The sequence below is a fragment of the Opitutaceae bacterium genome (assembly GCA_041395105.1).
Lineage (GTDB): Bacteria > Verrucomicrobiota > Verrucomicrobiia > Opitutales > Opitutaceae > B12-G4.
Window position 1 is genome coordinate 1 of sequence record JAWLBB010000008.1, and the last position, 21697, is coordinate 21697.

The window sequence follows — 21697 nt, forward strand, 5'->3', positions numbered from 1 at the left end:
TTTCCTCGAACGTTGTTTAGGTTGAAAAAACTCGAGAATAACCGGGAAAAGAAGAAAAAACTCGACTTCTGCCGGAAAAAGGTGAACAAATGTGCACGTAATGGACGGTGTGACGAAAAGCGTGCGCACGCAGGGCCCGGAGGTGAAACCGTGGGTTCGGCGGCTTGTTGAGGGTCAGGGTCTTCGGCTGAACGAAAAGGCCATGGGTTGGTGGTCTGTCCACTTGGATGGGTTTCTCCGCTATGCGACCCAGAGAGGGGAGCCCCTGGACCTGATCGTCACCGGCAAGGGCTACTTGCGGATGTTGCAAGAGACGCTGCCGCCCTCGGCCAGTTTCCGCCTGGATCAGACCCGGCAGGCGTTGACCGCATTTTCTCGAGGGATTGAGAATTGGCATTGGGAGGAAACACCCGAAGGCCTCCTTCGTCCTCGATTCAGACTCAAGCAGGGATGTGAGTCAACGCAAAGCATTGGGGTCCAGAGCGAAAGCGCAGCGACCGGAGAGTCGGACCGGTTGGCTCCGAGGCAGGCGGATATCCCGGATCCGGGCGCGAGGGTCTGGCTCGGACAACTGCGAAAAGCGCTGCGGGTGAGGCATTATGCTCTCCGCACCGAGAAGACCTACATGGAATGGATGCAACGGTTTTTCGGGTTCTTTCCAGGGGAGGATCCGCGGTCGTGGTCGATCGATCAGGTGAAGCGGTTTCTGGAGGATCTGGCGGTTCGACGAAACGTGGTTGCGAGCACCCAGAATCAAGCGCTGTCGGCGATCCTCTTTTTCTTCACCCATGTCCTGGGGCGTGAGATGGGCGATCTGGGGCAGACAATCCGTGCCAAAAGGGGGAAGCGGCTTCCGGTCGTCCTGGGCCGGGATGAGGTCAGCCGTCTGCTGACTTCGGTGGAAGGAAACAGCGGTCTGATGTTGAAGCTGATGTATGGGGCGGGGATGCGGTTGATGGAAGTGGTTCGCCTGCGGGTGATGCATGTCGATTTTGAGCGGGAGACGATCCATGTGCGTGAGGCCAAGGGCAACAAGGACCGCTCGGTGCCATTGCCGACTTCGCTCAAGAATGAGCTGATGGCGCAGCGGGAACGTCTGGTTCTGCTTCATGCCGCGGACCGGAAGGAGGATTTGGCCGGAGTCTGGATGCCGCACGGTCTGAGTGTGAAGTATCCGAAGGCCGGGCTGGATTTCGGCTGGCAGTGGTTCTTTCCCGGGAAGACCCCGTCGCTTGATCCTCGGAGTGGATTGCGCCGCCGCCATCATGTCCACGACAGCACGCCGCACCTTGCGATCAAGAAAGCGGTCAGGATGGCCGGAATCGACAAGCATGTCAGTTGTCACACGCTGCGGCACTCCTATGCGACGCACCTGGTCGAGGATGGCGTGGATCTGCGGAGCATCCAGGAACTGCTTGGGCACAACAGTGTCGAGACAACCCAGATCTACACCCACGTCGCGGCTCCTGCGGTGCGGCGGGTCCACAGTCCGCTGGATCGGATGGGATGACACGATAGGGAAGAGGTCGGAGGTCGGGATAGGGAAGAGGTCAGAGGTCAGAGGTCGGAGGGCGGGATAGGTCAGAGGTCGGAGGTCACAGGACGGAGGGCGGATGACAGATGACGGGGGGCGGATAGGGAAGAGGTCGGAGGTCAGAGGTCAGGACGTGACTGTCGAGGTTTCCATGATGATGGTGAGTGGGAGCCTGAGAGACCTGGCAGACCTGAAGGCACATGGTGAACCCCTCGAAGGGGATCCTCCCTCATGCTAACCCGGATTTCGGAACGCGGGGTCCTGACATTGTTCCAAACAAACCGTAGGGCGCTACAGTTTGTTTGAAAACCTCAAACCATACGTAGGATAGTAGAATGGCGCTCGGTCAGCGAAAGAATCGGATCAGCCATCGAGGTGTTGACTGCTCTTCGACGGCGGGTCCGGAGGCCCCGCCCTACCAACTGAAATCGGAGCATCCGTGGTAGGGCTGGACGTCCCCGGCCAGCCGCAACGGTTGTCCGAGACAAAACAACGATCAACACTCTTAACCAAGCGCCATTCCAGGGCGCTACGGTTTGTTTGAAAACCGCAAACCAAACGTAGGATACTACGGTTGGTTTCGGATCGCAAAAGAATACGTAGCCGACTACGGTTGGTTTGGGTCCGGGGCGGCGTAGACGGGGACGAGGACGGATTTGCGGACCCAACCGGTTTCGCCGTTGTCGAGTCGCAACCGGCGCCAACTGAGGAAGGCGGCGTCGACCCGGCCGATCTCACCGGCGGGCAAGGCTCGGGACTGCTGTTCGTCGGCCACGTCGGTCGGGATGGAGCGGAGCACGGAATCGCCGCTCACGACGACGGCGTCGGGATGGGCGAGGACTCCGTATTGCAGGACGCCGACGGTGCCGAGGCCGAGGCCGAGCGTGCCTGCGAGCAGGGCGATCGGCGCGATGATGAGGGCGAGGCGGCGGCGTCGGAAGAGGCCGGATACGGTCAGGCTGAGTCCGAGGGCGGCGAGAACGGCACCCGCCCCCTGGACCCGGTTCCAGGCGCCGGGCGAAAGAAGAGTGGCGAGTCGGTCAAGGCCCCGGGAGTCGAGCAGCGCGGCCAGGCGGGGCGGCATCCCGGCGGCCCGGGAGAGGCCGGTGCGGAGGTTCCAGCGGATGTCCGGATCGGAAGGATCGAGGACAAAGGCGGTCGTCCACCAGGCATTGGCCTCGGACCAGCGTTTCTCCTGGGAACGGGCGAGGGCGAGATTGTTGCGCAGGGCGGGGCTCCGGGGGGTCGCCTCGAGCTGCTTTTGCCAGGCGGTGGCGGCTTCGGTGTAGTCTCCTTCCCGATAGTGATCGATAGGGGCGGTGGCGGCCTCGCCTCGGGGAAGCGGCAGGAGGGGAACGAAAAGGAGAAGGGGGATCCAGTAGCGGCGTCGGAAGAAGGCGGTCGGGGGCCGCCGGCGCATCCGGATACGGGATACGAGTCGGCGGGCCTTCGATGGCCAGTCTTCGCTGAGGGTCGTGTTGGGACCGTAGAGGGCTTCTTCGGCTTCAGTCCAGAGGGAGCGCCACTCACCCCGTTCGGATTCGGAGGCCCGTCCGGCGAGCAGGGCGTCGATGGCAGGGGCGGAGGGCGCGGCCAACGGGAGGCCTAGAGCGCGGGAGGCGAGTCCCATCCATTGCGGAAGAAGCGCGCGGCGCTCGGAAGGACCGGGGGCCTTCTCAAGGGTGATGGTAAGCGCGGTCAATTCCCCGAGGGCTTGCCTGGCCTGGAGATTGGGATTGTCGGCATTGAACCGCCGGAGCATCTGGCGGATCCAGGTCCCGAGGGCCGGGACGAAAATGAGGAAGGCCCACCAGAGATTTGGAATGACGAACGGGGCGGCGCTCGGGGAACGAACGGCGAGGGGATCGCGCGGCAGGGCGGGTCCGGTGGACTCGATCAGTGGAGGGCTGGCGGGCAGTTCGGCGGATGGGGTCGCTGTCTCCGGGGATGCCGGTGAAACCGGGGGCAGCGACGGACTGGTGCGCGCCATCGGTTGGATCGCGACGTTGACCGCGTCGCCGGAGAGGGTTTCGTAACGCCCGGAAGCGGTGTTGAAGAAGGTGAAGTCGACGGCACCCAGTTGGTAATTCCCCGGACGGGTGGGGACGAGGACGACGTCTTCGGACAGGGTCCCGGTGAAGATTTTGCCCTCGGCCAGTTCCTTGCGGCTTTGCGGCTGGATGACCTTGAAGTCGACGTTGGCCTTGCGTTCGGGGAGGCCGATGCCCTCGGGCCAGTTGCCGGTGCCTTCGAGTTTGAGGGTCCAGGTGACGGGATCGCCGACGTTGGTCTCGGTCGGGACCACGTTGGACTCCATCGTGAAGCTGCCGACGGCGCCCTTGAATCCTGCGGGAGCGGGCGAGGGCAGGGGCTGGACCTGAATGACGGGATCGTCGCTGGAAATGAGGAATTCCTCAACCTGGGGCCGGGAGAAGAAGAAGCCGGACCGGTCCCCGGTCTGGACATTGATGCGCTGCTGGACGGCGGCGATCTGGAGAGGACCGGATTTGCGGACAAGGGCCCGGGTGCGGTAGCGCAGGCCCACCCGTTCCTCGCCGGCCACGGTCGCCGAAACCTGTTCGGGCTCTCCAAACGGTTCGATGAGCAGGCCGTTGGGCGACCACTGGGGTTCGCTGGACAGGCTGACCTGGAAGCGTCGGGAGACCAGGAGCACATAGGTGATGTCGATCACCTGGCCCTCCCAGACCGGGCCGGCAGGGACCTGAAGAAGCGAGGTCACCAGCGAGTCGATGTTGAGATCGGTGCCGCCTACGGTGGCGTCGACCACCTCGAAGCGGACCTCGTCGACCCGCAAACGTCCTTCGTTGGTCAGGATATTGAGTGACGGGATGACGATCTCTCCTTTGCGGGTGGGTTGGACGGCATAGGAGAGCTCGACCCGGCGGCTGACCTTGAAGTTGATGATATTGGTCTGCTCGGAACGGGCGGGCTGGCCGACATTGAGGCCGTCGATGGGGGGCAGTTCGAAATTCTCGGCCGGCTGACAGCCGTCGAAGACAAGGGAAAGCCGGTTTGTCTTGCCGAAACCGAGCTGTCCGCCTGCCGGTTCCCAACTGACCGATTGGGCGAATCCGCAGCTGGCTGCGAAAAGGCCGGCCAGGACCGGGCAAAGGAGGAAATGGAAAAGGATTCTCACAAGGCGCGGCATCGCTACCAGTCTTTCTTCGTTTTGGATTCGGTGGGTGGTTCTCCTTCGAGCATCTGAAAGAGGCGGGCCGGGGAATCCTGATTGCGAACCTGTTCAAGTTCCTGAAGGGCGGCGGCCAGTTTCGGATCGTCGGGAAGCTCCGCCTGCGAGGAATCGCCCCCGATCGACTGCATCCGGCTATCGTCCTCTTTGTTGGGGTCGGACGGCTGTTCCTCCTCGCCCGTCCTGTCTTCTTCTTCGCCGGGTTTGGGTTGGTTCTCCGCCTGCTGTTCCTCGTTCTGGTCTTTTTCCTCAGGGGAGGGTTTGTTCTGATCCTGCTGATCCCTGTTCTGCTTTGAGTCTCCGGATTGGCCCTGATCGCCGCTTTCCTGATTCTGGTCGTTGTCCTGATTCTCCTGGTCGTTCTGAGACTGCTGGGAATCCTGGGACTGCTGCTTGTCCTGGTTTTCCTGATCCTGCTCCTGATCGTCCTTCTTCTGGTCGTCCTTGTCCTGCTGCTGGTCCTGGGGTGGAGGCTCTTCCAGCAATTTCAGCAGATCGCTGCGCAGTTGCTCCCAGTCGGCGGTTTCGGGGTCCATCGCCGCACCCCGGTCGACCGCCTCGATCGCGTCTTCAACCGCGCCTTTCGGGATGGGTTGCCCGGCCTGCTGCACCGCCTGACCAAAGGCGAGTGTTTCCCTGGCCAGGGTTGACCAATCGGCGGCGGTGGCGGCGGGTTGTTCGATCAGACGGGTGACCAGTTCCTTGATCGCATCCGGGCTCGGCGGTTCGGGCGCAACGAGGGATTGCGCCGGCAGACGGGGGGCGAGGGCCAGACCGGCTATGAGCAGCGGCGCGAGGAACGCGGCCGATGTGGCGGACGCCTGCCGTTTGCGTTGCCGGTCGCTGGCCCGCTGGAGGCGACGGAAGCGTGGCAGTGAGGGGAGTTCGCGCCAGAGCGACAGAAAGGCCAGGATGATGGCCGGGAGGAGAAACAGCTGGAATCGCTCGATGCGCCGGATGGTTCTCTCTTCGAGGAATTGTCCGGCCCGGCCCTTTTCGATCGTTGCGGAGATGAGGTCGGCCAGATCGATCCACCCGGAAGCGGGCCGGTAGACTCCCCGGGTCATCTCGGTGAGTTCGCGGAGGGTGGTGTCGTTGAGCCGGGAGAGCACGACGGCTCCTCCGGCATCCTTCATGAAGCCGCCCGTCCATCGGGCACGAGTCCGCCCTCAGCCGTGCCGATCCCGAGTCCGAGGACCTGGATGGAGCGCTCGCGAAGAATCTCGGCTTGGGGCTTCCAGTCGCCGTCGAGGCTCTCGCCATCGCTCAGGACGATGAGGAAACGGTCGGCGGGACCTTCTTCCTGCCCGAAGGAATTGAGCGCCGTCTTCAACATGGCTTCATAATCAGTGCCGCCCTGGGGCAGGTAATCGGGATCGAGCTCTGCCAGGAAGCCCCGCAACACCTGGTAATCGGAACTGAGGGGGCTCTGCAGAAATGCGGTCCCGGCAAAGACGATGAGCCCGACCCGCTCGCCTTCGAGTTGGTCGAGCAGGCTCTGGATCATGAGTTTGCTGCGTTCCAGCCGGGACGGGGCGACGTCGTCGACGAGCATGCTGCGGGAAAGGTCAAGGGCGATGAGAACCTCCCGGGCCCGCTCATAGACCTGCTCCTCGGTTTCACCCCACTGGGGCCGGGCCAGGGCGGTGATGACGAGCACGAGGGCCAGCCAGATGAGGACCGGCCCAACGCGGACGGCGGCGCGGACCGGTGCCGGCTTGAGTCCGCCCATACCGGATTTCAACCGTTGGATTTTGGGCCACCGGGCTTCTCCGGCGTTTCGTTCCGGTCGGAAAAGGATCCAGAGAAGACCGGCAACCGGTAGGATGAGGAACCAGAGCAAGGCGGGATGTTCCCAACTCACAGACGGCCTCCTTTCGGATTCGGGTTGCGGGTGCGGCCGAGTCCCGAGAAAGCGAGGAAACACGCCCCGGGTACGGCGAACCAGGCGAAGATCTCGGACGTGACGACGAAGGTCTGGGCGGAAAACTCGATCTTTTCGGTCCGGTCGATTTCGGCAAAGGCCGACTCGGTGGTCTCGGGCTTGTCGGCCCGGAAATAACGTCCCCCGGTTTCCGCTGCCATCTCGCGAAGTGTGGGCTCGTCGAGATCGGACACAACCTGCCGGTAGGCGATGGTGCGGCCGGATTCGTCACTGACCGGCATCCGGGTGATGCCGTCCTTGCCGGCCCCGATCGTGTAGATGGGGATCCCTCGATCCTTGGCCAGGCGGGCGGCGTCGAGAGGATCGAGCTTGCCCTGGTTGTTGGCGCCGTCGGTCATGAGGATGATGAAGGCGCCCTGGCGGGGGCCGGACCGCTCCTTGCGGCCCTGTTCGAGGCGGGTCAGGGCGACGCCGACGCCGTCTCCGATGGCGGTGCCCTCCTCGAGCAGGCCCACCTCCAGGCGATCGGTCTGGCGCTGGAGCCAGTCGTGATCGAAGGTAAGGGGGGAAAGGGTATAGGCCCGGCCGGCAAAGACGACGAGTCCGATCCGGTCGCTGGAGCGTTCCCGGATGAAGGCCTCGATGACCGGCTTGACCGCCTGCCAGCGGTTGATGTAGGTGCTGCCACGGCGGTAGTCCTCGGCCCTCATGCTGCCGGAAAGGTCCATCGCCAGGATGATGTCGTATCCACTTTGTTGAGACTCCCGCTTGTCGTCGATCTGCTGGGGACGGGCGAGGGCGACGATGAGAAGGATCGAGCCGAGGTAGGCCATGACGGCCGAGCCGAACGGTGCCCGCCCGATGCCGGGCCGGTGCCAGGCGGAGGCGAACGGAATCATCAGGAGGATCGGGGTGCGGCGGCTCCTAAGCCAGGCCACCAGAGGCAGGGCGAGCAGAAGCAGCAGCCAGAAGGGATCCTCAAGTGTCCAGCGGGTCATGACGGAATCAGCGGCGGGCCGGCTGTTTCAACCGGCGCTGGAAGAAGGAGATCATGGCATCGATCGGCTCGTCCCGGGTTGAAACGGTCAATCGGTTGGCGGGATCCGGGAAGAGGGCATGGAAGGCGTCGTCGCGTTGGGCCACCCACTCGGCATGGGCGGTGCGGTGGGAGGAGGTGCGCGTGTCGATGACGGCGAGAGAACCGGTGACCGGATCGAACACCGGCAGGGCGCCGGCTTTGGGCAGTTCGCGTTCCCAGGGGTCCTCGATGCGGAAGCCCATCGCCTCGTAGCGTCGGCGGATGACGGTCCAGCCCTCCGGTTCGCCGGCCGGCGGGAAATCTCCGAACCAGATGAAGATGCTGTGCCGCGGTGCCGCCTTGGCCAGAAAACGCCAGGGGATCCGGGCCTCATTGGGTCCGTCGGTCGACGGCACCGGCCTTCCGATCAGGGTCGAGGCGGAGTGGAGGATGGCCTGGCGTCCGGGAACGGGGCGCCGGAAGGCGTAGCCACCGGGCGAAGCGTAGACCAGGCCGACCCGGTCGCGGTTGACCGCGCCGAGGAGCATGACGAGGGCGGCCAGTTCGAGAAGACCTTCGCGCTTGCTCCGGTTTTCCGAACCGAACTGCAGGGAAGGGGTGTCGGCAAAGAGGAGGAAGAGGCAGACTTCGCGCTCCTCGACGAATTTCTTGCGGTAGGGTTCGCCGAGCCGGGCGGTCACATTCCAGTCGATGTCCCGGACGTCGTCGCCGAACTCATACTTGACCACCTGGTCGAACTCCATGCCCCGTCCGCGGAACGACGAACGGTATTCGCCGCTGAGGACATTCTCCACCGCGTGCCGGACCCGCCACTCCATGCGCCGGAGCAGGCCGAGGGGAGTGGATCCGTCGGGGCGAACGCCGATGAGGGGAGCCTGATTTGCCATGGGAACGGGCGGGCGGTGCAGTCTCAGGCGCGGGTGGACGTGCGGATTCCGGGAACGGGGGTCTCCTCAACGATGGTCTGAAGGATGGCATCGGGAGAGACTTCCTCGGCCTCGGCTTCGTAGGTCAGGCCGATCCGGTGGCGCATGGTGTCGAGAAAGATGTCCTGGATGATGCCGGGGGTCACGTGGTCTGAACCCCGGAGCCAGGCGAGGGCCCGCCCGGCCTGGAAGAGTCCGAGGGAGGCACGCGGCGACGCCCCGTAGGCGAGATACTTGTTCCGGTGGGCCGCGTTGTCTTTCTCGCCGCGGGTGGCACGGACGAGGTTCAGGATATACGCCTTGAGTTCCTCGGCGACGTGAACCCGGTCGACCTCGCTGCGCAGATCGAGAAGTTCCTCTCCGTTGGAAACGCCTTCGAGGGCGGGTTGGGCGGTGACCATGCCCCACCGGGCCATCATTTCGCTTTCCTCGGATTCGGAAGGATAATCGACGATGAGCTTGAAGAGGAAACGATCGCGCTGGGCCTCGGGGAGGGGATAGGTGCCTTCCTGCTCGACCGGATTCTGGGTGGCCATGACGAAGAAGGGCCTGGGCAGGAGGTGGGATTCTCCTCCGATGGTGACCTGGCGCTCCTGCATGGCCTCCAGCAGGGCGCTCTGGACCTTGGCCGGGGCGCGGTTGATCTCGTCGGCCAGGACGAGATTGGCGAAAACGGGACCCAGATGCGGGATGAACCGTCCATCCTTCGGCTGGAAGACCATGGTGCCGACGACATCGCTGGGCAAGAGATCCGGGGTGAACTGGATGCGCTCGAACTGCAGGCCGAGAGCGGTGCCGAGGCTCTTGATCAGGAGTGTCTTGGCCAGACCCGGCATGCCTTCGAGAAGAACGTGGCCATTGGCCAGGAGTGAGACGAGGAGTCGCTCGATGACTTTTTCCTGGCCGAGGACAGCCTTGCCGACCTCGGTTCGAATGGCCTGGGGCCAGGGATGTGTCTGGGTCATTTCAATTGATGGAATCGATTGGGAACACGTTTGTTGCGCAGCGGCAGCAGAGAATGGACCGGAACCTGGTGGTGAGGGTTCCGGAGAAACTGGAATCGGAAACCGGCGGGAACTCAAGCCGGTGGATCAAGGCGGGTTGAGGGTACCGTCGGGAAGGCGGGCCTGGGTCCAATCGGTGACGGCATCCACCTCGGGAAAGCGGGCGGCGGCGGTTTCGTCGAAGCCGACTCCGATGCCGGGGAGGTCGGAAGCGTAGAGAACCCCCCGATAGAGCTGCGGGCAACCGGGGAAAACCTCCCGGGTGTTGGCGCCGAAACCGCAAAACTCCTGAATGCCGAAGTTGGGGGCGACCAGATCCAGGTGGAGGGCGACGGCGTGTCCGATCGGAGATTGATCGGGGGGGCCATGCCAGGCCGTGCGGACCCCGAAGGTCTCTCCGAGAACAGCCGCCTTCCGGGCCGGGGTGAGACCGCCGATATCGCTGATGTGCATCCGCAGGTAGTTAATCTGGCGGTTGATCACGAGCGGGGTCCATTCGAGCGGATTGGTGAAGAGTTCACCCATGGCCAACGGAGTGGTCGAGGTGGCTCGCACATTTGCGAACCAGTCCCTGTCCTCGGGAGAGAGGAGGTCCTCGAGGAAAAAGAGTCGGAAGGGCTCGACCTCGCGGGCGAAGCGGACGGCTTCCGCCGGGCTGAGGCGTTCATGAACATCGTGAAGGAGATGGATCTCGTCGCCGAAAGTCTCCCGGACCGTCTCGAGGGCGGCGAGGGCGCTGCGCCGGTAGACGGCGGGATCGTAGTAATGGCCGGGCGGGAAGCCGGGGCCGGGCGGGACGGCCGATTTCGATCCGCCGTAGCCCTGCGATTGAATCCGGATATGAGTGACGCCCTCGTCGATAAACTTCCGGACGTTGTCCTTGAGCTCGGCGGGATCGCGTCCGTCGGCGTGCCGATAGACGGTGGCACCCACCCGGCAGCGCCCGCCGAGCAGCTGGTAGAGGGGCATGCCGGCTTCGCGGGCCTTGATATCCCAGAGGGCCATGTCGATGCCGGAGATGGCATTGTTGATGACCGGTCCGTTGCGCCAATAGGCATTGAGCCGCATGAGCTGGTGGAGATCCTCGATCTGGCGGGCATCCCGGCCGATGAGAAGTGGCTTGAGGTGCCCGTCGACCAGCGCACGCACGGCATGATGCCGGTAGCAGAAGGTGGCGCAGCCGAGTCCGAAAAGGTCCGGTTCGTCGGTCTCGACCTTGACCACGATGAGGTTGCAGCCTTCCGGCGCGGTCACGAAAGTCCGGATATTGCGGATCTTCAGCGGCTTCTCGCCTGTTGTTGGTCGCGAATCTGCTGCGGCCGAGGTCGGATTCAGGTAATCAGTGGGCTGGCTTTGCGATTTCATGGGCGTGCAATCAGTCGAATCGACCAGATACCGCGGCCGGACTCAAGGGCACTTTGAATAATTCGAGATGGGCAGCCCCGGCATACGGCAGCTGTAATCCAGTTGTAAATTCGCAAAGATGTCACCTGGGAGGTTTGACCGCAGGCGTCACGGTCGATTTCGATGAGACCCATGCCCCTACCGATTCTCATCGCGGCCCACGATCCCGAACTCAGGGAACTGCTCGCCTATGCGTTTGTCCGATCGGGTTGGACGACCGAGTCCGCCGGCAGTGGAGGTGAGGCGCTGGCCCGGATCTGCGGGTCGCGACCTGCGGGTGTGGTTCTGGATCTCGACCTGCCGGACATTCACGGAGTGGGTGTGATGGAGGTGATCCGGCATCTCTGGCCTGAGGAGCCGGTTCCGGTGATTGTCCTGTGTTCCGCGGAGTCGGAGGTCCACCGCGGCGAGGTGCTGCGGATGGGCGCCGATGCCGTCGTGAGCCGACCGTTCATCGTTGAGGAGATCGTCGAGGCCCTGGGTCGGTTGGTCGGGAAAGCACCGGGGGTCGCGGGGACAAAGCCCGCGCGGGCCCGCCGACCGCGACGACCACGGGGTCGAAAGCGGTTGATCGAGGCGTAAAGCCTCTCCTACCGATTCGGATGTTGTGGAAGCTCGAGGCATAAAGCCTCTCCTACTGATTTGGATGTCGTGGGAGCTCGAGGCATAAAGCCTCTCCTACTGACTTGGATGCCGTGGAGGTTCGAGGCATAAAGCCTCTCCTGCAAGTGAGGAGAACGCTGGATGAGATGTAGGAGAGGCTTTATGCCTCGATTTCAGAGCCACTCTGGTGGAGGAATGTCCTTATCGGACACCATCCATAGACGAGCCTCTGAGGAGCAATGCCAATAGGGCCAGACTTCATCGATCCTGAGCAGACTCTTGCGATACGGATTCATCTGCATGTATCGGAGAACTGCGGCAACCGAGTCGGATATTCTCAGTCTCCGGTCGAAAAAGGATCCTCTTTGCCACTGCAGATTCAGTGATCGGAGAGTTGGGCTCAGGCGTCCCTTGAACGACCTGACGATCTCTGCCAGAGTGCACGGTTCCAAGAGCCTGAAGAGAACGTGAAGATGATCCGGCATTATGACCAAGGCGAGGAATCCGACCGCACCCGAGGCTTCATACTGTTTCAAGATCGACAGGGCTTTTCCGTACACAACCGGATGGTCGAGGCCGGAGGACCCTTTCATCAGGCAGATTGTGACGAAGTAGAGGCTTCCGGATGAAGAAACGCGTCCAAGCCGAAGCGATTGGTGACCTTTTCTCGCATCGACCATGCAGGTCGACGATAGGAAGATGGATCGAGGCGTAAAGCCTCTCCTACCGATTCGGATGTCGTGGGAGTTCGAGGCGTAAAGCCTCTCCTACTGACTTGGATGTCGTGGGAGTTCGAGGCGTAAAGCCTCTCCTACTGACTTGGATGCCGTGGAGGTTCGAGGCGTAAAGCCTCTCCTACTGATTCGGATGCCGTGGAAGCTCGAGGCGTAAAGCCTCTCCTACTGATTCGGATGTTGTGGGAGTTCGAGGCGTAAAGCCTCTCCTACCGAATCGGATGTTGTGGGAGTTCGAGGCGTAAAGCCTCTCCTACTGACTTGGATGTGGTGGAAGTTCGAGGCGTAAAGCCTCTCCACCAAGTGAGGAGGACTATGGATGAGATGTAGGAGAGGCTTTATGCCTCGATTTCAGAGCCACCTATCCCGGGTTTTCAGACCATTGCTTCCACCGGGTCCTGATCGAGGCGGCGGAAATGGTCGGTGACCCGGCGGATGTGGTCTTCGAAAGAGAGGCCGTGGGCTGCGCGCAGGATCTCCGGACTGCTGCCATGGTCGACGAAAGTGTCGGGCCAGCCGATCCGTTCGACCGGGATCAACCGGTGGGCATCCTGGAGTGTCTCGAGAACCGCGCTGCCGAATCCCCCGGCGAGGGCATGATCTTCCATCGTGACGATCAGGCTGACCTCACCGGCGTGGGCGATCAGCCGTTCCCGGTCGATTGGTTTGGCAAAGCGGGCATTGACCACGCCGACCGAGAAACCTTCGTGCAGCAGGAGGTGGTCGCTGATGCGGACGGCATCGGCCACCATCGGGCCGAGGGCCCAGATCATGATGTCCGTCCCGGGTCGGATCAGTTCGGATTCGCCGATCGCAAGAGGGGCCGGCCTGGACTTCCTCTTCACCCCGACGGACGCCCCGCGCGGGTAGCGGATGAAGGTGGGTGACGGGGTCTTGATACCCGTATGCAGCATGTCGATCAGCTCGTCCTCGTCCTTCGGCTGCATGATGATGGTGTTCGGGCTGCCGCGAAGGTAGGCGATGTCGAACAGTCCGTGGTGAGTGGGTCCGTCGTTGGGACTCAGTCCGGCACGGTCCATGCAGAAGGTGACGGGCAGATTCTGCAGGCAGATATCGTGGATGATCGGATCGACGGCTCGCTGCAGGAAGGTTGAATAGATGGCACAGACCGGATGGAAACCCTTGGTGGCGAGGCCTGCGGCGAAGAGAACGGCGTGTTCCTCGGCGATGCCGACATCGAAGAACTGCTTGGGCAGAGCCTCCGCCAGATGGCTGAGACCGGTCCCGCTCGGCATCGCCGCGGTGATCCCGACAACCTTGGGGTCGTTCCGGGCGAAAGCGGTCAGGGTCTCACCGAAGACGTCCTGGTAGGTCGGAGGGGCGGCCGAGGTGCTGGCCTTGGGCTGTCCGTTGTCCGGATCGAAAGGGCTGGTCCCGTGGAAGCGCTCCGGCTGCTTGAGGGCGACCGGGTACCCCTTGCCCTTCTTGGTGATGAGGTGGATGACGATGGGCTGATCGGAGTGTTTGGCGAATTCCAGATTCCGGATGACCTGTTCGAGGTCATGGCCATCAATCGGGCCGAGGTAGCGCAGGCCGTATTTCTCGAAAAGCGACGAGGGAACCATCATGCTTTTGGCCCCGACCTTGGCCCGGCCTCCGATCCGGATGAGGGAATTGCCACCGGGGACCCGCTTGAGGAAAGATTCAAGATCGTCGTGCATCCGGTTGTAGACCGGATTGGTGATCATCTCGGTCAGGTACTTGGAAAGGGCGCCGACGTTGCGGGCGATCGACCATTCGTTGTCATTGAGAATGACAATGAGCCGCTTGGTCGAGGTGGCGATATTGTTGAGCGCCTCCATGGTGATCCCGCAGGTGAGGGCGGCGTCGCCGAGAACGGCGATGACGTGTTCATCGGTCCCACGGAGATCCCGGGCGGTCGCCATCCCGAGGGCGGCTGAAAGGGCGGTGCCGGCGTGTCCGGCCCCGTAGCAGTCGTGCTGGCTTTCGGTGCGGGTCAGAAATCCGCTGTAGCCGCCGGACCTGCGGATGGCGCTGAATTTCTCGTCATTCCGTCCGGTCAGCAATTTGTGGACATAGCCCTGATGGGCCACGTCGAAGATCAGATTGTCGCGGGGGGAATCGAATACCCGGTGCAGACCGATGGTCAGCTCGACCACTCCCAGATTGGGCCCGAGGTGGCCGCCGTTGACCGATGTGACCGCGATGAGGCGGTCGCGGATTTCCTGGGCGAGCCTCGGAAGGTCACTCTCGGGGAGTTTCCTCAGGTCGCCCGGGTTCCGGATCAGCCCGAGAACGGGAGTTTTGGCCGGGGCCGGGTCTGGGGAACGCTTCGAATCGCTCATGAGGGCGGGCAGAGTAGGTGAGGGTCAGGACTTGTCGGTTTCAAACGCGGTCAATCCAACACCTTCAGCCGAGGCGCGGAGTTGCTCAATCTTCAGTTCGGCTTCCTTGAGTCGGGTTTCACAGACACGCAGCAGTGCCGTGCCCGATTCGTACTTCTCCAGAAGGTCGGCGAGAGCGATGTCGCCGTCCTCCATCTGGGCAATCAGCTGCTCCAGCTTCTCAAGTGCTTGTTCGAAAGATAGTTTTGCGCGGTCGTTTGATGCCACGCCATGAGGATGACCCGGTGAACGACGATTTCAATCCATTCTTGAAATTCCCTCGGGAGGGGGGCTGAAGCCCCGCCCCTACAAAGGCTTGCCGCCCGGGCGGCTGGCGGTTCTGCTTTTGCGCAATCATGCCCGCCGTTCTTTCCGTGGTTCTTCTACTCCTTCTGGTTCGCCTCGTCGCCCAGATCTGGCTCGACCGACTCAACCTGTCGGAAGTGCGTCGGCACATCTCCGGGCCTCCGCCGGCGATCGCCGACGTCATGACCGAGGAGAATTACCGGAAGTCGGTGGAATACACGACAGCCAAGCTGAAGTTCAGCATGGTGGACTCCGCCTACGACGCGATCGTTCTGGGGGCGATCCTGCTCTCCGGTTTCCTGCCGGCTCTGCATGGGTGGGTGACCGGGGCGCTGGGACCGGCGGCCTGGGCAGAGGTGGTTTTCTTTTTCATCGCCATTTTCGCCGTCGGTCTGCCGGGATTGCCGATGGAGTGGTGGTCGCAGTTCCGCCTGGAGGAGCGGTTCGGCTTCAATCGGAGCACCTTCGGACTCTGGGTGATCGACAACCTGAAGGGGTGGCTGATCGGCCTGGTCGTCGGTTTTCCCCTGCTCTGGCTCCTGCTCAAGCTCGTTGAGTGGTTGGGTGAGTCGTGGTGGCTCTGGGGCTTCGGGGTCTTCGCCGGCTTCCAGATGCTGATGATTGTCTTCTACCCGGCCCTGGTCATGCCGCTCTTCAACAAGTTCACCCCGCTGAAGGAAGGGCACCTACGGGATCGTCTGCTCGCCTTGGCGGAGCGCACCCGGTTCCGCGCTTCCAGCATCCAGGTGATGGATGGCAGCCGCCGTTCGGCCCACTCCAACGCGTTCTTCACCGGTTTCGGGGGCTTTCGGCGGATCGTGCTGTTTGACACCCTGATCGAGCAATTGAGTGAAGAGGAACTCGAGGCCGTCCTGGCCATGAGATCGGCCACTACAAGGAACACCATAATCCGCCGGATGCTCGGGCTTTCCTTGCTCATGGTGCTGCTTGGGTTGTCATCGACTACCTGGCGGGCAGTTCGTGGTTCCTCGCGGGCTTCGGTTTCGAGGGCCTGGAGAAGGCGGCGGTCTTTCTGCTGGTCGCCCTGATCGGCGGCGTGGTCACCTTCGCCTTCCCCTTCATCAATCTTCTGTCGCGCAAACATGAATATTGAAGTGATGCCTATGTGGTGAAGGCTATGACCGGCAGTCGGCCGTCGATGATCGGGGCCCTGCGGCAACCGACCGAGAAGAATCTCGGCAACCTGACCCCGCATCCCATCTACAGCCGTTTCTATTATTCTCATCCGACCCTGGTGGAACGGGTCGGCTCGATCAACTGACGGCGTCGCGGAGGCGCGGGGAGCGGGGCGGCGGGATGAGGGGCCGGTGGCGGCCGGGCCTTCTCCGATGGTCCCTCCTCCTGCTGGGCGGTCTTGCGTCGGCCGAAGGCGGCGATGGCTCCGTCCGGGTGGCGACCTACAACCTGCAGAATTACCTGGCCATGGACCGGCGGGTCGACGGAACCTTCCGGCCGGATTACCCCAAACCCGAGTCGGAGAAAACGGCCCTTCGCCGGGTGATCCGGTCCGTCGAACCCGATATCCTTGCACTTCAGGAGATGGGCCCGCGCCCCTACCTGGAGGAATTGTGGCGGGATCTGGAGACCGAGGGTCTGGTTTATCCTTATCGGGTTCTCCTTGAGGCGGCCGATGAGGAACGCCACACGGCGGTGCTTTCCCGCATCCCGTTCGTGGAGAACCGCTCGATCGATTTGCTGCACTTCCGGTATTTCGACGGAAAGGAGGCGGTCAAGCGGGGCCTGATCGAGCTGGTTTTCGAATGCGAAGGCGAAAGGTGGAGCCTCTTTGTCGTTCACCTGAAGAGCCGCTATACGGATCGCGAGGACGATCCGGAGTCCGGGATCCGAAGGGTCGGGGAGGCCCGGGCGATCCGGGATGTCATCCTCGAACGGTATCCGGATCCTTCCGCCGGTGCTTTCATGATTGCCGGCGACTTGAACGATACGAAGGGGTCACGATCGCTGAACGCCCTGCTCAAGCGGGGTGGAACGGAGATTTCGCGCGCGGTTCCCGCCATCAACCAGTGGGGCCAGACCTGGACCCATTATTATGGCAAAGAGGAGGTCTACAGCCGGGCGGATTACCTTCCGGTTTCAGCCGCATCTTCCTCCCGGGTGGTCGGAGGCCGGGGCGCGGTCAGAACTGACGTCGCGGCCCGGGCCAGTGATCATCGGTTGGTCTGGCTGATCTCGATTTCGCGGATTGAGATCCCCGGGTCAACGGCGGCGGGCTATTGCCGCTACGACAACCGACCCGTGGGCGGGGACGACCCACCTTCTCAGCGCACGGTGATCGGAACGATGATCTCGCTCTGGCCGGGGGCGGAAACGTAGATCGAGCCCGAGCCGGGCGTTCCGCCGCGGATGGAGACATTGACCGAACGGTCGCCGGCAGGGACGATCACCTCGGGCATGATCACACTGTCGGGAACGTCAGTCGTCACCTGGATGGCCATACCGCCGGCGGGAGCCGGAGACGGGATGGAGAAGATCAGCATGGAGCTGGCACCGCTGGCCAGGTCGAGCGACGAGGGCACCACCCGGACGGTGGCCGGGTCGACCCGCAAGGTGCCGACGCTCAGACCGCTGGAAAGGCTGACCGGGTGGTTCTGGCCGGGAGCAACCGCGGGGACGTAAAAGCTGATCGAGGTCGGCGACTGGAACTCCGTCCTGGCCGGCATGCCGCCCACGAGGACGGCATCGGCCTGGGTGAAACCGCGGCCGAGAATGCTGACCTTGGCCCCGACCGGCGCCCGATTGACGTCGAGGGTCAGGGCATAGCGGTTGACCACGGTGAACTTCGTGATGTCCGTGTATTCCTCGAGCACCTTGGAACCGGTGGCAGTCTTGACCTCGTAGTTGACGAGGAAGCAGTAGGCCTATCCTGCCGTCCGGATGGAAGCGGTAATCGGAATTCGTAATGTCCTCACCCAGGGGGCTTTTCGCCATCGGAAAGATCTGGCCGTCAATGACAATCTTCGGTTCGATGGTCCCCTCGACGACTACTCCGCTGCGCTTGTTGATCTGGAGCGTGATGCTGTAGGTTTGCGATGGATTCTCGGAAAGTCGGCGGCGTCAGGTTCTGATGGTAAGGTCACATCCGCTGAGAAGCATGAGGACAGCGCCGAAGCAGGCCGAGAACCGGCCACCGACGGTTTGAAAAGAGCAGGATTTTCCATGGAAAAGATGAGATTGTAGAAGGCAGACTGTTCGGTATTGCAAACAAATTCCCATGAGCGAGAACCCGTGTGGAAATCAAAGCCCCGTCACAACGTGACCGACTTTATGTCCATGTCCCGTTCTGCGCGCGGTCCTGCGATTTCTGTGCCTTCTATCAGATTCAACCGCGGCGCTGACGATGTGCAGCGTTACCTTGACGGTGTGGCCCGTGAAGCCCCTCCGGTTGGGGTGGGACGGCCCGCTTCCACCTGCTTCATCGGCGGGGAATGCCCTCGGTCCTGCACGAACGCGACCTGGACTGCTCTGCAGGCATCCTCCTGGACAATTTCGGCGGCGGATTCGACGAGTGGACGGTGGAGGTGGCGCCCGGCTCGGTGCGTCCGGAGAAACTCCGGCGTCTGCGCGAACGCGGGGTGACCCGCATTTCCATGGGGGTGCAGACCTTTCAGCCCGGGCTGCTCGAGGCACTTGGGCGCCCGCATTCGACCGAACAGGTCCTGCGCGCTTACGAGTGGATACGCGAGGCGGATTTCCCCAGCGTCAGCCTCGATCTCATATTCGCCGTTCCGGGTCAGGACGCGGAGGGCCTGCGGGCGGATCTGGATGAAGCCGTCCGGCTGGCCCCGGACCACCTCTCCACCTATTGCCTGACCTTCGAGGAGGACACCGCACTCTATGTGCGCCTGGGCGAGGGGAAGGTGGTCCGGAGCGAAGAGACGGAGCGCGAACTCTACCGCGAGACCTGGCATCGTCTGGCGGCGGCGGGCTACCACCAGTACGAAGTATCCAATTTCGCGCGCCCGGGTCACCAATGTAATCACAATTTGAATACGTGGAGGATGGGGGAGTGGATCGGCCTGGGTCCGGCGGCGGCCAGTCAGCAGGACGGCTGGCGTGGCGGGAATCCGCCGGACCTCGACGCCTGGCTGGGCGATCTTTCCGGAGGGATCCGCGGCCGGGCCGGCCGGGAGGATCTCCAGCCGGTCCGGTTGGCCGAGGATGCGCTCATCTTCGGACTGCGCCTGCGCGAAGGGGTGAGTCTGCCCGCCCTGGCCCGGCGCTTCCCCCGGGTTGCCTTCGATCCGCTGAACTCTCTTTTGACATCGCTGGAGGAAGAGGGTCTGCTGGAAAGACCGGGCGACGGTGTCATCCGCCTGACCGAGGAAGGCTTGCTGGTTTGCGACGCGGTCGGGGTCGAATTGATGGGATTGCCGGTGTGACCGAAAGGAGAATGAAAGATATGCCCTTATGAACAGACGATGGACAGCAACAGCCAGGATCATCCTGGCGGGGATGCTTGTGGGTGTGGCGGGCTGTGCCACAACCCCCGATTACGAACCGAAGGTCACCCGCGTCTTTGTCGAGGCCAATCCCCTCGAGGGTTACAGTCAGGTGCTGGTCCTTCCGTTGAGCAAGGTCTCCATTCCGATCGATCCCAAGCCGGTCCTGAGCGAGTTGGACATTGTGGGGGTGGATCTCGTCCGGGTCGACCTGGGTCTCTGCCTCGACTTCAGGTTGACGCCAGCGGCGGGTCGGGATCTCTACCGGTTGAGTGTGAACCGCATGGGCCGGCGCCTTGTCCTGACCATCAATGGAGTGCCCGTGGGTGTCCGGTTGATGGATCGTCCCTTCTCCTATGGAAGCATCATGTTTTTCGTCGAGATTCCCAACGATGAATTGGACAAGCTGGTGGCCGACCTCCAGGCCACGGCCATCGATGTGCAGAAGGCAATCGACGAGTAGCTGACTGACGTGATGTATCGAACGATATTCTGGATGACCGTCGGTCTCGCCTGGGCATTGTCTCCGTCGGGAGCAGGGGCCGGGCCCGCCTTTGTCTGGCCGACGCCGAATGAGGCCTACAGCCGGGGCGCCCCTTTCGAAGACTATGTCCAGCCGACGGTTTCGGGGTTGGTTGTGTCCGGGCTCTTCGGGTGTGTCCGCACCGACGGGAACCAGTTTCACGAGGGATTGGATCTGAAAGCGACCCAACGTGATCGCAAGGGCGAACCGACCGACGAAGTCCGTGCGATTCAGAACGGCGTGGTCGCGTATGTCAGCCGTCGGTCGGGCAACAGCAGTTTCGGCATCTACGTCGTGATCGAGCATCGCGGGCTCGACCTGCCGGTGATCAGCCTGTATGCGCACCTGCGGAAAGTGGAGGGGACCCTGAATGTGGGCGATCAGGTGATGGCCGGACAGGTCATCGGCACAATGGGTCGGACCGCGGCGGGTTACCCGATTCCCAAGGAGCGGGCCCATCTCCACCTCGAGACCGGCCTCTGGCTGAGCCGGGAGTTTCAGTCCTGGTACGACAGGCAGGGATACGGAAGCAGGAATCTGCACGGCGTCTTCAACGGAATGAACACCGTGGGGTTTGATTTCCATGATCTTGTCGACCGTCTGGCCTCGGGGCAGGTCACCGGGATCACGGATTATCTTGTGCGTCAACCGACGGCGGTGACGGTGGAATGGGGGGGGAGCCGGATTCCCGACTTTGTCGAGCGCTACCCGCAGCTCCTGACCATGCCGCTTCCCGAGAGCGTCACGGGCTTCAGGGTGGATGTGACCTGGTACGGCCTTCCGGTCCGCTGGACACCCCTCGTGCAACCGGTCAGGGGGCCGGCAGGTCAGGTGAATATCGTGTTTCACGACCGGGATTTGCTGGAACGTTATCCCTGCCTGGATCTGGTGAAGGAGAGTGGCGCCCAAGTGCGGGCGGGCGGTCGGCTGGATCGTCTATTCGGAATTCTCTTTGCCGATTGAGGACGTTTTTTGGACCGTTGCCCGGACGAAACCCTTGCTCCGTCCGGCTGATCCCGCAGGATGACCCTCATGTTTACGGGTATCGTGGAGTCCTGCGGTGAGGTGGTGTCGATCCGGGAATTGCCGGGTTCCTGGCGGCTGGGTGTCCGGGCGCCGGAGATCACCGATGGTGTGGGCATGGGCGACAGTGTCGCGGTCAACGGCTGCTGCCTGACCGTGGTCGGGTGTGGCGGCGGCCTGCTCGAGTTTGATCTGTTGGCTGAAACACGCCGGGTAACCAATCTCGGGGATATCGAGGTCGGCTCGGGGGTGAATCTGGAGAGGAGTCTGAAGTGGGATGGAAGGATCGGAGGTCATTTCGTCAGCGGCCATATCGATTCGACCGGCCGGATTCTCGCGATCGAGCCGAGAGGGAAGGATGTCTACCTGCGCGTTGTGCCCGACGGTGACCATCGTCAGTTGCTGGTCGGCAAGGGCTGTATCGCGGTGGACGGGATTTCGCTCACCCTGGCCGAGGTGGATGATGTAGGTTTTGCCATCTGGTTGATTCCCCACACCCTCGAGGTGACCAACCTGGGACGTCGAAAGAGCGGTGAGGCGGTCAACCTGGAATTCGACCTTCTCGGGAAGTATGTGCAGCGCTTCCTCACCTTGAAGCAGTCGGAGAGTCCCTACAATTCACCGAAGGCGGAAGCGACAGATTAGGAGGGAACGGATT

General features: G+C 62.6%; 20 protein-coding genes and 1 pseudogene. 11 read left to right on the forward strand and 10 right to left on the reverse strand.

All coding sequences use genetic code 11. From position 1 onward, the window contains the following. The first annotated feature begins 202 nt into the window (after positions 1 to 202). Entirely contained in the window at positions 203 to 1510 is a 1308-nt protein-coding gene (locus R3F07_17890; protein MEZ5278259.1) for an integron integrase, read from the forward strand. A 631-nt stretch (positions 1511 to 2141) separates the two neighbouring features. Here R3F07_17890 and R3F07_17895 read toward each other — a convergent pair. From R3F07_17895 to R3F07_17925, 7 genes are all read right to left on the reverse strand, one after another. Beyond that, on the reverse strand, positions 2142 to 4703 hold the full coding sequence (locus R3F07_17895; GenBank protein MEZ5278260.1) for a BatD family protein: 2562 nt from the start codon (positions 4701 to 4703) through the stop codon (positions 2142 to 2144). A 2-nt stretch (positions 4704 to 4705) separates the two neighbouring features. Continuing rightward, the gene (locus tag R3F07_17900) at positions 4706 to 5881 is read right to left on the reverse strand and encodes a hypothetical protein (protein ID MEZ5278261.1); all 1176 of its coding nucleotides are present in this window, start codon (positions 5879 to 5881) and stop codon (positions 4706 to 4708) included. Further along, positions 5878 to 6477, reverse strand: coding sequence for a VWA domain-containing protein (locus R3F07_17905; protein MEZ5278262.1), 600 nt, complete (start codon positions 6475 to 6477; stop codon positions 5878 to 5880). The genes R3F07_17900 and R3F07_17905 overlap by 4 nt, the downstream gene beginning before the upstream one ends. A 128-nt stretch (positions 6478 to 6605) precedes the next feature. Further along, positions 6606 to 7628, reverse strand: a complete 1023-nt coding sequence (locus R3F07_17910) for a VWA domain-containing protein (GenBank protein ID MEZ5278263.1) — start codon at positions 7626 to 7628, stop codon at positions 6606 to 6608. Between the two features lie 7 nt (positions 7629 to 7635). Further along, positions 7636 to 8556, reverse strand: a complete 921-nt coding sequence (locus R3F07_17915) for a DUF58 domain-containing protein (protein MEZ5278264.1) — start codon at positions 8554 to 8556, stop codon at positions 7636 to 7638. 23 nt (positions 8557 to 8579) lie between these two features. Continuing rightward, positions 8580 to 9560 (reverse strand): MoxR family ATPase, encoded by a 981-nt coding sequence (locus tag R3F07_17920; GenBank protein MEZ5278265.1) that lies wholly within the window; start codon positions 9558 to 9560, stop codon positions 8580 to 8582. Positions 9561 to 9686: 126 nt separating this feature from the next. Next, a complete protein-coding gene (locus R3F07_17925) occupies positions 9687 to 10964 on the reverse strand; it encodes an enolase C-terminal domain-like protein (protein MEZ5278266.1) in 1278 nt (425 codons plus the stop codon). A gap of 171 nt (positions 10965 to 11135) precedes the next feature. Between R3F07_17925 and R3F07_17930 the strand changes: the two genes are divergently transcribed. Continuing rightward, complete coding sequence (locus R3F07_17930) at positions 11136 to 11585, forward strand: response regulator (protein MEZ5278267.1); 450 nt, start codon at positions 11136 to 11138, stop codon at positions 11583 to 11585. Positions 11586 to 12714: 1129 nt separating this feature from the next. Here the strand turns inward: R3F07_17930 and dxs are convergent. Continuing rightward, positions 12715 to 14667 (reverse strand): 1-deoxy-D-xylulose-5-phosphate synthase, encoded by a 1953-nt coding sequence (dxs, locus tag R3F07_17935; GenBank protein MEZ5278268.1) that lies wholly within the window; start codon positions 14665 to 14667, stop codon positions 12715 to 12717. Positions 14668 to 14691: 24 nt separating this feature from the next. Beyond that, on the reverse strand, positions 14692 to 14934 hold the full coding sequence (gene xseB / locus R3F07_17940) for an exodeoxyribonuclease VII small subunit (GenBank protein MEZ5278269.1): 243 nt from the start codon (positions 14932 to 14934) through the stop codon (positions 14692 to 14694). A gap of 260 nt (positions 14935 to 15194) precedes the next feature. Here xseB and R3F07_17945 point away from each other — a divergent pair. From R3F07_17945 to R3F07_17960, 4 genes and pseudogenes are all read left to right on the forward strand, one after another. Next, a pseudogene (locus R3F07_17945) lies at positions 15195 to 15818 on the forward strand (M48 family peptidase). Between the two features lie 77 nt (positions 15819 to 15895). Then, the gene (locus R3F07_17950; GenBank protein MEZ5278270.1) at positions 15896 to 16126 is read left to right on the forward strand and encodes a hypothetical protein; all 231 of its coding nucleotides are present in this window, start codon (positions 15896 to 15898) and stop codon (positions 16124 to 16126) included. Positions 16127 to 16141: 15 nt separating this feature from the next. Then, positions 16142 to 16294 carry a hypothetical protein gene (locus R3F07_17955; GenBank protein ID MEZ5278271.1) on the forward strand — a complete coding sequence of 51 codons (153 nt, stop codon included), beginning with the start codon at positions 16142 to 16144 and terminating at the stop codon, positions 16292 to 16294. A 35-nt stretch (positions 16295 to 16329) separates the two neighbouring features. Further along, the gene (locus tag R3F07_17960; GenBank protein MEZ5278272.1) at positions 16330 to 17367 is read left to right on the forward strand and encodes an endonuclease/exonuclease/phosphatase family protein; all 1038 of its coding nucleotides are present in this window, start codon (positions 16330 to 16332) and stop codon (positions 17365 to 17367) included. Here R3F07_17960 and R3F07_17965 read toward each other — a convergent pair. Continuing rightward, entirely contained in the window at positions 17313 to 17861 is a 549-nt protein-coding gene (locus tag R3F07_17965; GenBank protein MEZ5278273.1) for an IPT/TIG domain-containing protein, read from the reverse strand. The genes R3F07_17960 and R3F07_17965 overlap by 55 nt on opposite strands. Positions 17862 to 17928: 67 nt before the next feature. On the opposite strand from R3F07_17965, the gene R3F07_17970 reads away from it, so the two are divergent. The 5 genes from R3F07_17970 (at position 17929) to R3F07_17990 (ending at position 21684) form a co-directional block, all read left to right on the forward strand. Next, the gene (locus tag R3F07_17970) at positions 17929 to 18231 is read left to right on the forward strand and encodes a hypothetical protein (protein ID MEZ5278274.1); all 303 of its coding nucleotides are present in this window, start codon (positions 17929 to 17931) and stop codon (positions 18229 to 18231) included. Between the two features lie 248 nt (positions 18232 to 18479). Next, on the forward strand, positions 18480 to 19433 hold the full coding sequence (locus R3F07_17975; GenBank protein MEZ5278275.1) for a coproporphyrinogen-III oxidase family protein: 954 nt from the start codon (positions 18480 to 18482) through the stop codon (positions 19431 to 19433). 28 nt (positions 19434 to 19461) lie between these two features. Then, the gene (locus R3F07_17980; protein ID MEZ5278276.1) at positions 19462 to 19956 is read left to right on the forward strand and encodes a hypothetical protein; all 495 of its coding nucleotides are present in this window, start codon (positions 19462 to 19464) and stop codon (positions 19954 to 19956) included. A 12-nt stretch (positions 19957 to 19968) separates the two neighbouring features. Continuing rightward, entirely contained in the window at positions 19969 to 20979 is a 1011-nt protein-coding gene (locus tag R3F07_17985; GenBank protein ID MEZ5278277.1) for a M23 family metallopeptidase, read from the forward strand. Positions 20980 to 21039: 60 nt separating this feature from the next. Continuing rightward, positions 21040 to 21684 carry a riboflavin synthase gene (locus R3F07_17990; GenBank protein ID MEZ5278278.1) on the forward strand — a complete coding sequence of 215 codons (645 nt, stop codon included), beginning with the start codon at positions 21040 to 21042 and terminating at the stop codon, positions 21682 to 21684. Positions 21685 to 21697: the final 13 nt, after the last annotated feature.

Bases quoted from the DNA above. Each gene is read 5' to 3' on its own strand.
- R3F07_17910 (MEZ5278263.1), bottom strand. From the start codon at position 7,628: ATGACCCGCTGGACACTTGAGGATCCCTTCTGGCTGCTGCTTCTGCTC.
- dxs (MEZ5278268.1), bottom strand. From the start codon at position 14,667: ATGAGCGATTCGAAGCGTTCCCCAGACCCGGCCCCGGCCAAAACTCCC.
- R3F07_17905 (MEZ5278262.1), bottom strand. From the start codon at position 6,477: ATGGGCGGACTCAAGCCGGCACCGGTCCGCGCCGCCGTCCGCGTTGGG.
- R3F07_17970 (MEZ5278274.1), top strand. From the start codon at position 17,929: ATGGAAGCGGTAATCGGAATTCGTAATGTCCTCACCCAGGGGGCTTTT.
- R3F07_17900 (MEZ5278261.1), bottom strand. From the start codon at position 5,881: ATGAAGGATGCCGGAGGAGCCGTCGTGCTCTCCCGGCTCAACGACACC.
- R3F07_17915 (MEZ5278264.1), bottom strand. From the start codon at position 8,556: ATGGCAAATCAGGCTCCCCTCATCGGCGTTCGCCCCGACGGATCCACT.
- R3F07_17920 (MEZ5278265.1), bottom strand. From the start codon at position 9,560: ATGACCCAGACACATCCCTGGCCCCAGGCCATTCGAACCGAGGTCGGC.
- R3F07_17990 (MEZ5278278.1), top strand. From the start codon at position 21,040: ATGACCCTCATGTTTACGGGTATCGTGGAGTCCTGCGGTGAGGTGGTG.
- R3F07_17930 (MEZ5278267.1), top strand. From the start codon at position 11,136: ATGCCCCTACCGATTCTCATCGCGGCCCACGATCCCGAACTCAGGGAA.
- R3F07_17960 (MEZ5278272.1), top strand. From the start codon at position 16,330: ATGAGGGGCCGGTGGCGGCCGGGCCTTCTCCGATGGTCCCTCCTCCTG.
- R3F07_17985 (MEZ5278277.1), top strand. From the start codon at position 19,969: ATGTATCGAACGATATTCTGGATGACCGTCGGTCTCGCCTGGGCATTG.
- R3F07_17980 (MEZ5278276.1), top strand. From the start codon at position 19,462: ATGAACAGACGATGGACAGCAACAGCCAGGATCATCCTGGCGGGGATG.
- R3F07_17890 (MEZ5278259.1), top strand. From the start codon at position 203: ATGGGTTGGTGGTCTGTCCACTTGGATGGGTTTCTCCGCTATGCGACC.
- R3F07_17895 (MEZ5278260.1), bottom strand. From the start codon at position 4,703: ATGCCGCGCCTTGTGAGAATCCTTTTCCATTTCCTCCTTTGCCCGGTC.
- R3F07_17925 (MEZ5278266.1), bottom strand. From the start codon at position 10,964: ATGAAATCGCAAAGCCAGCCCACTGATTACCTGAATCCGACCTCGGCC.
- R3F07_17975 (MEZ5278275.1), top strand. From the start codon at position 18,480: ATGCCCTCGGTCCTGCACGAACGCGACCTGGACTGCTCTGCAGGCATC.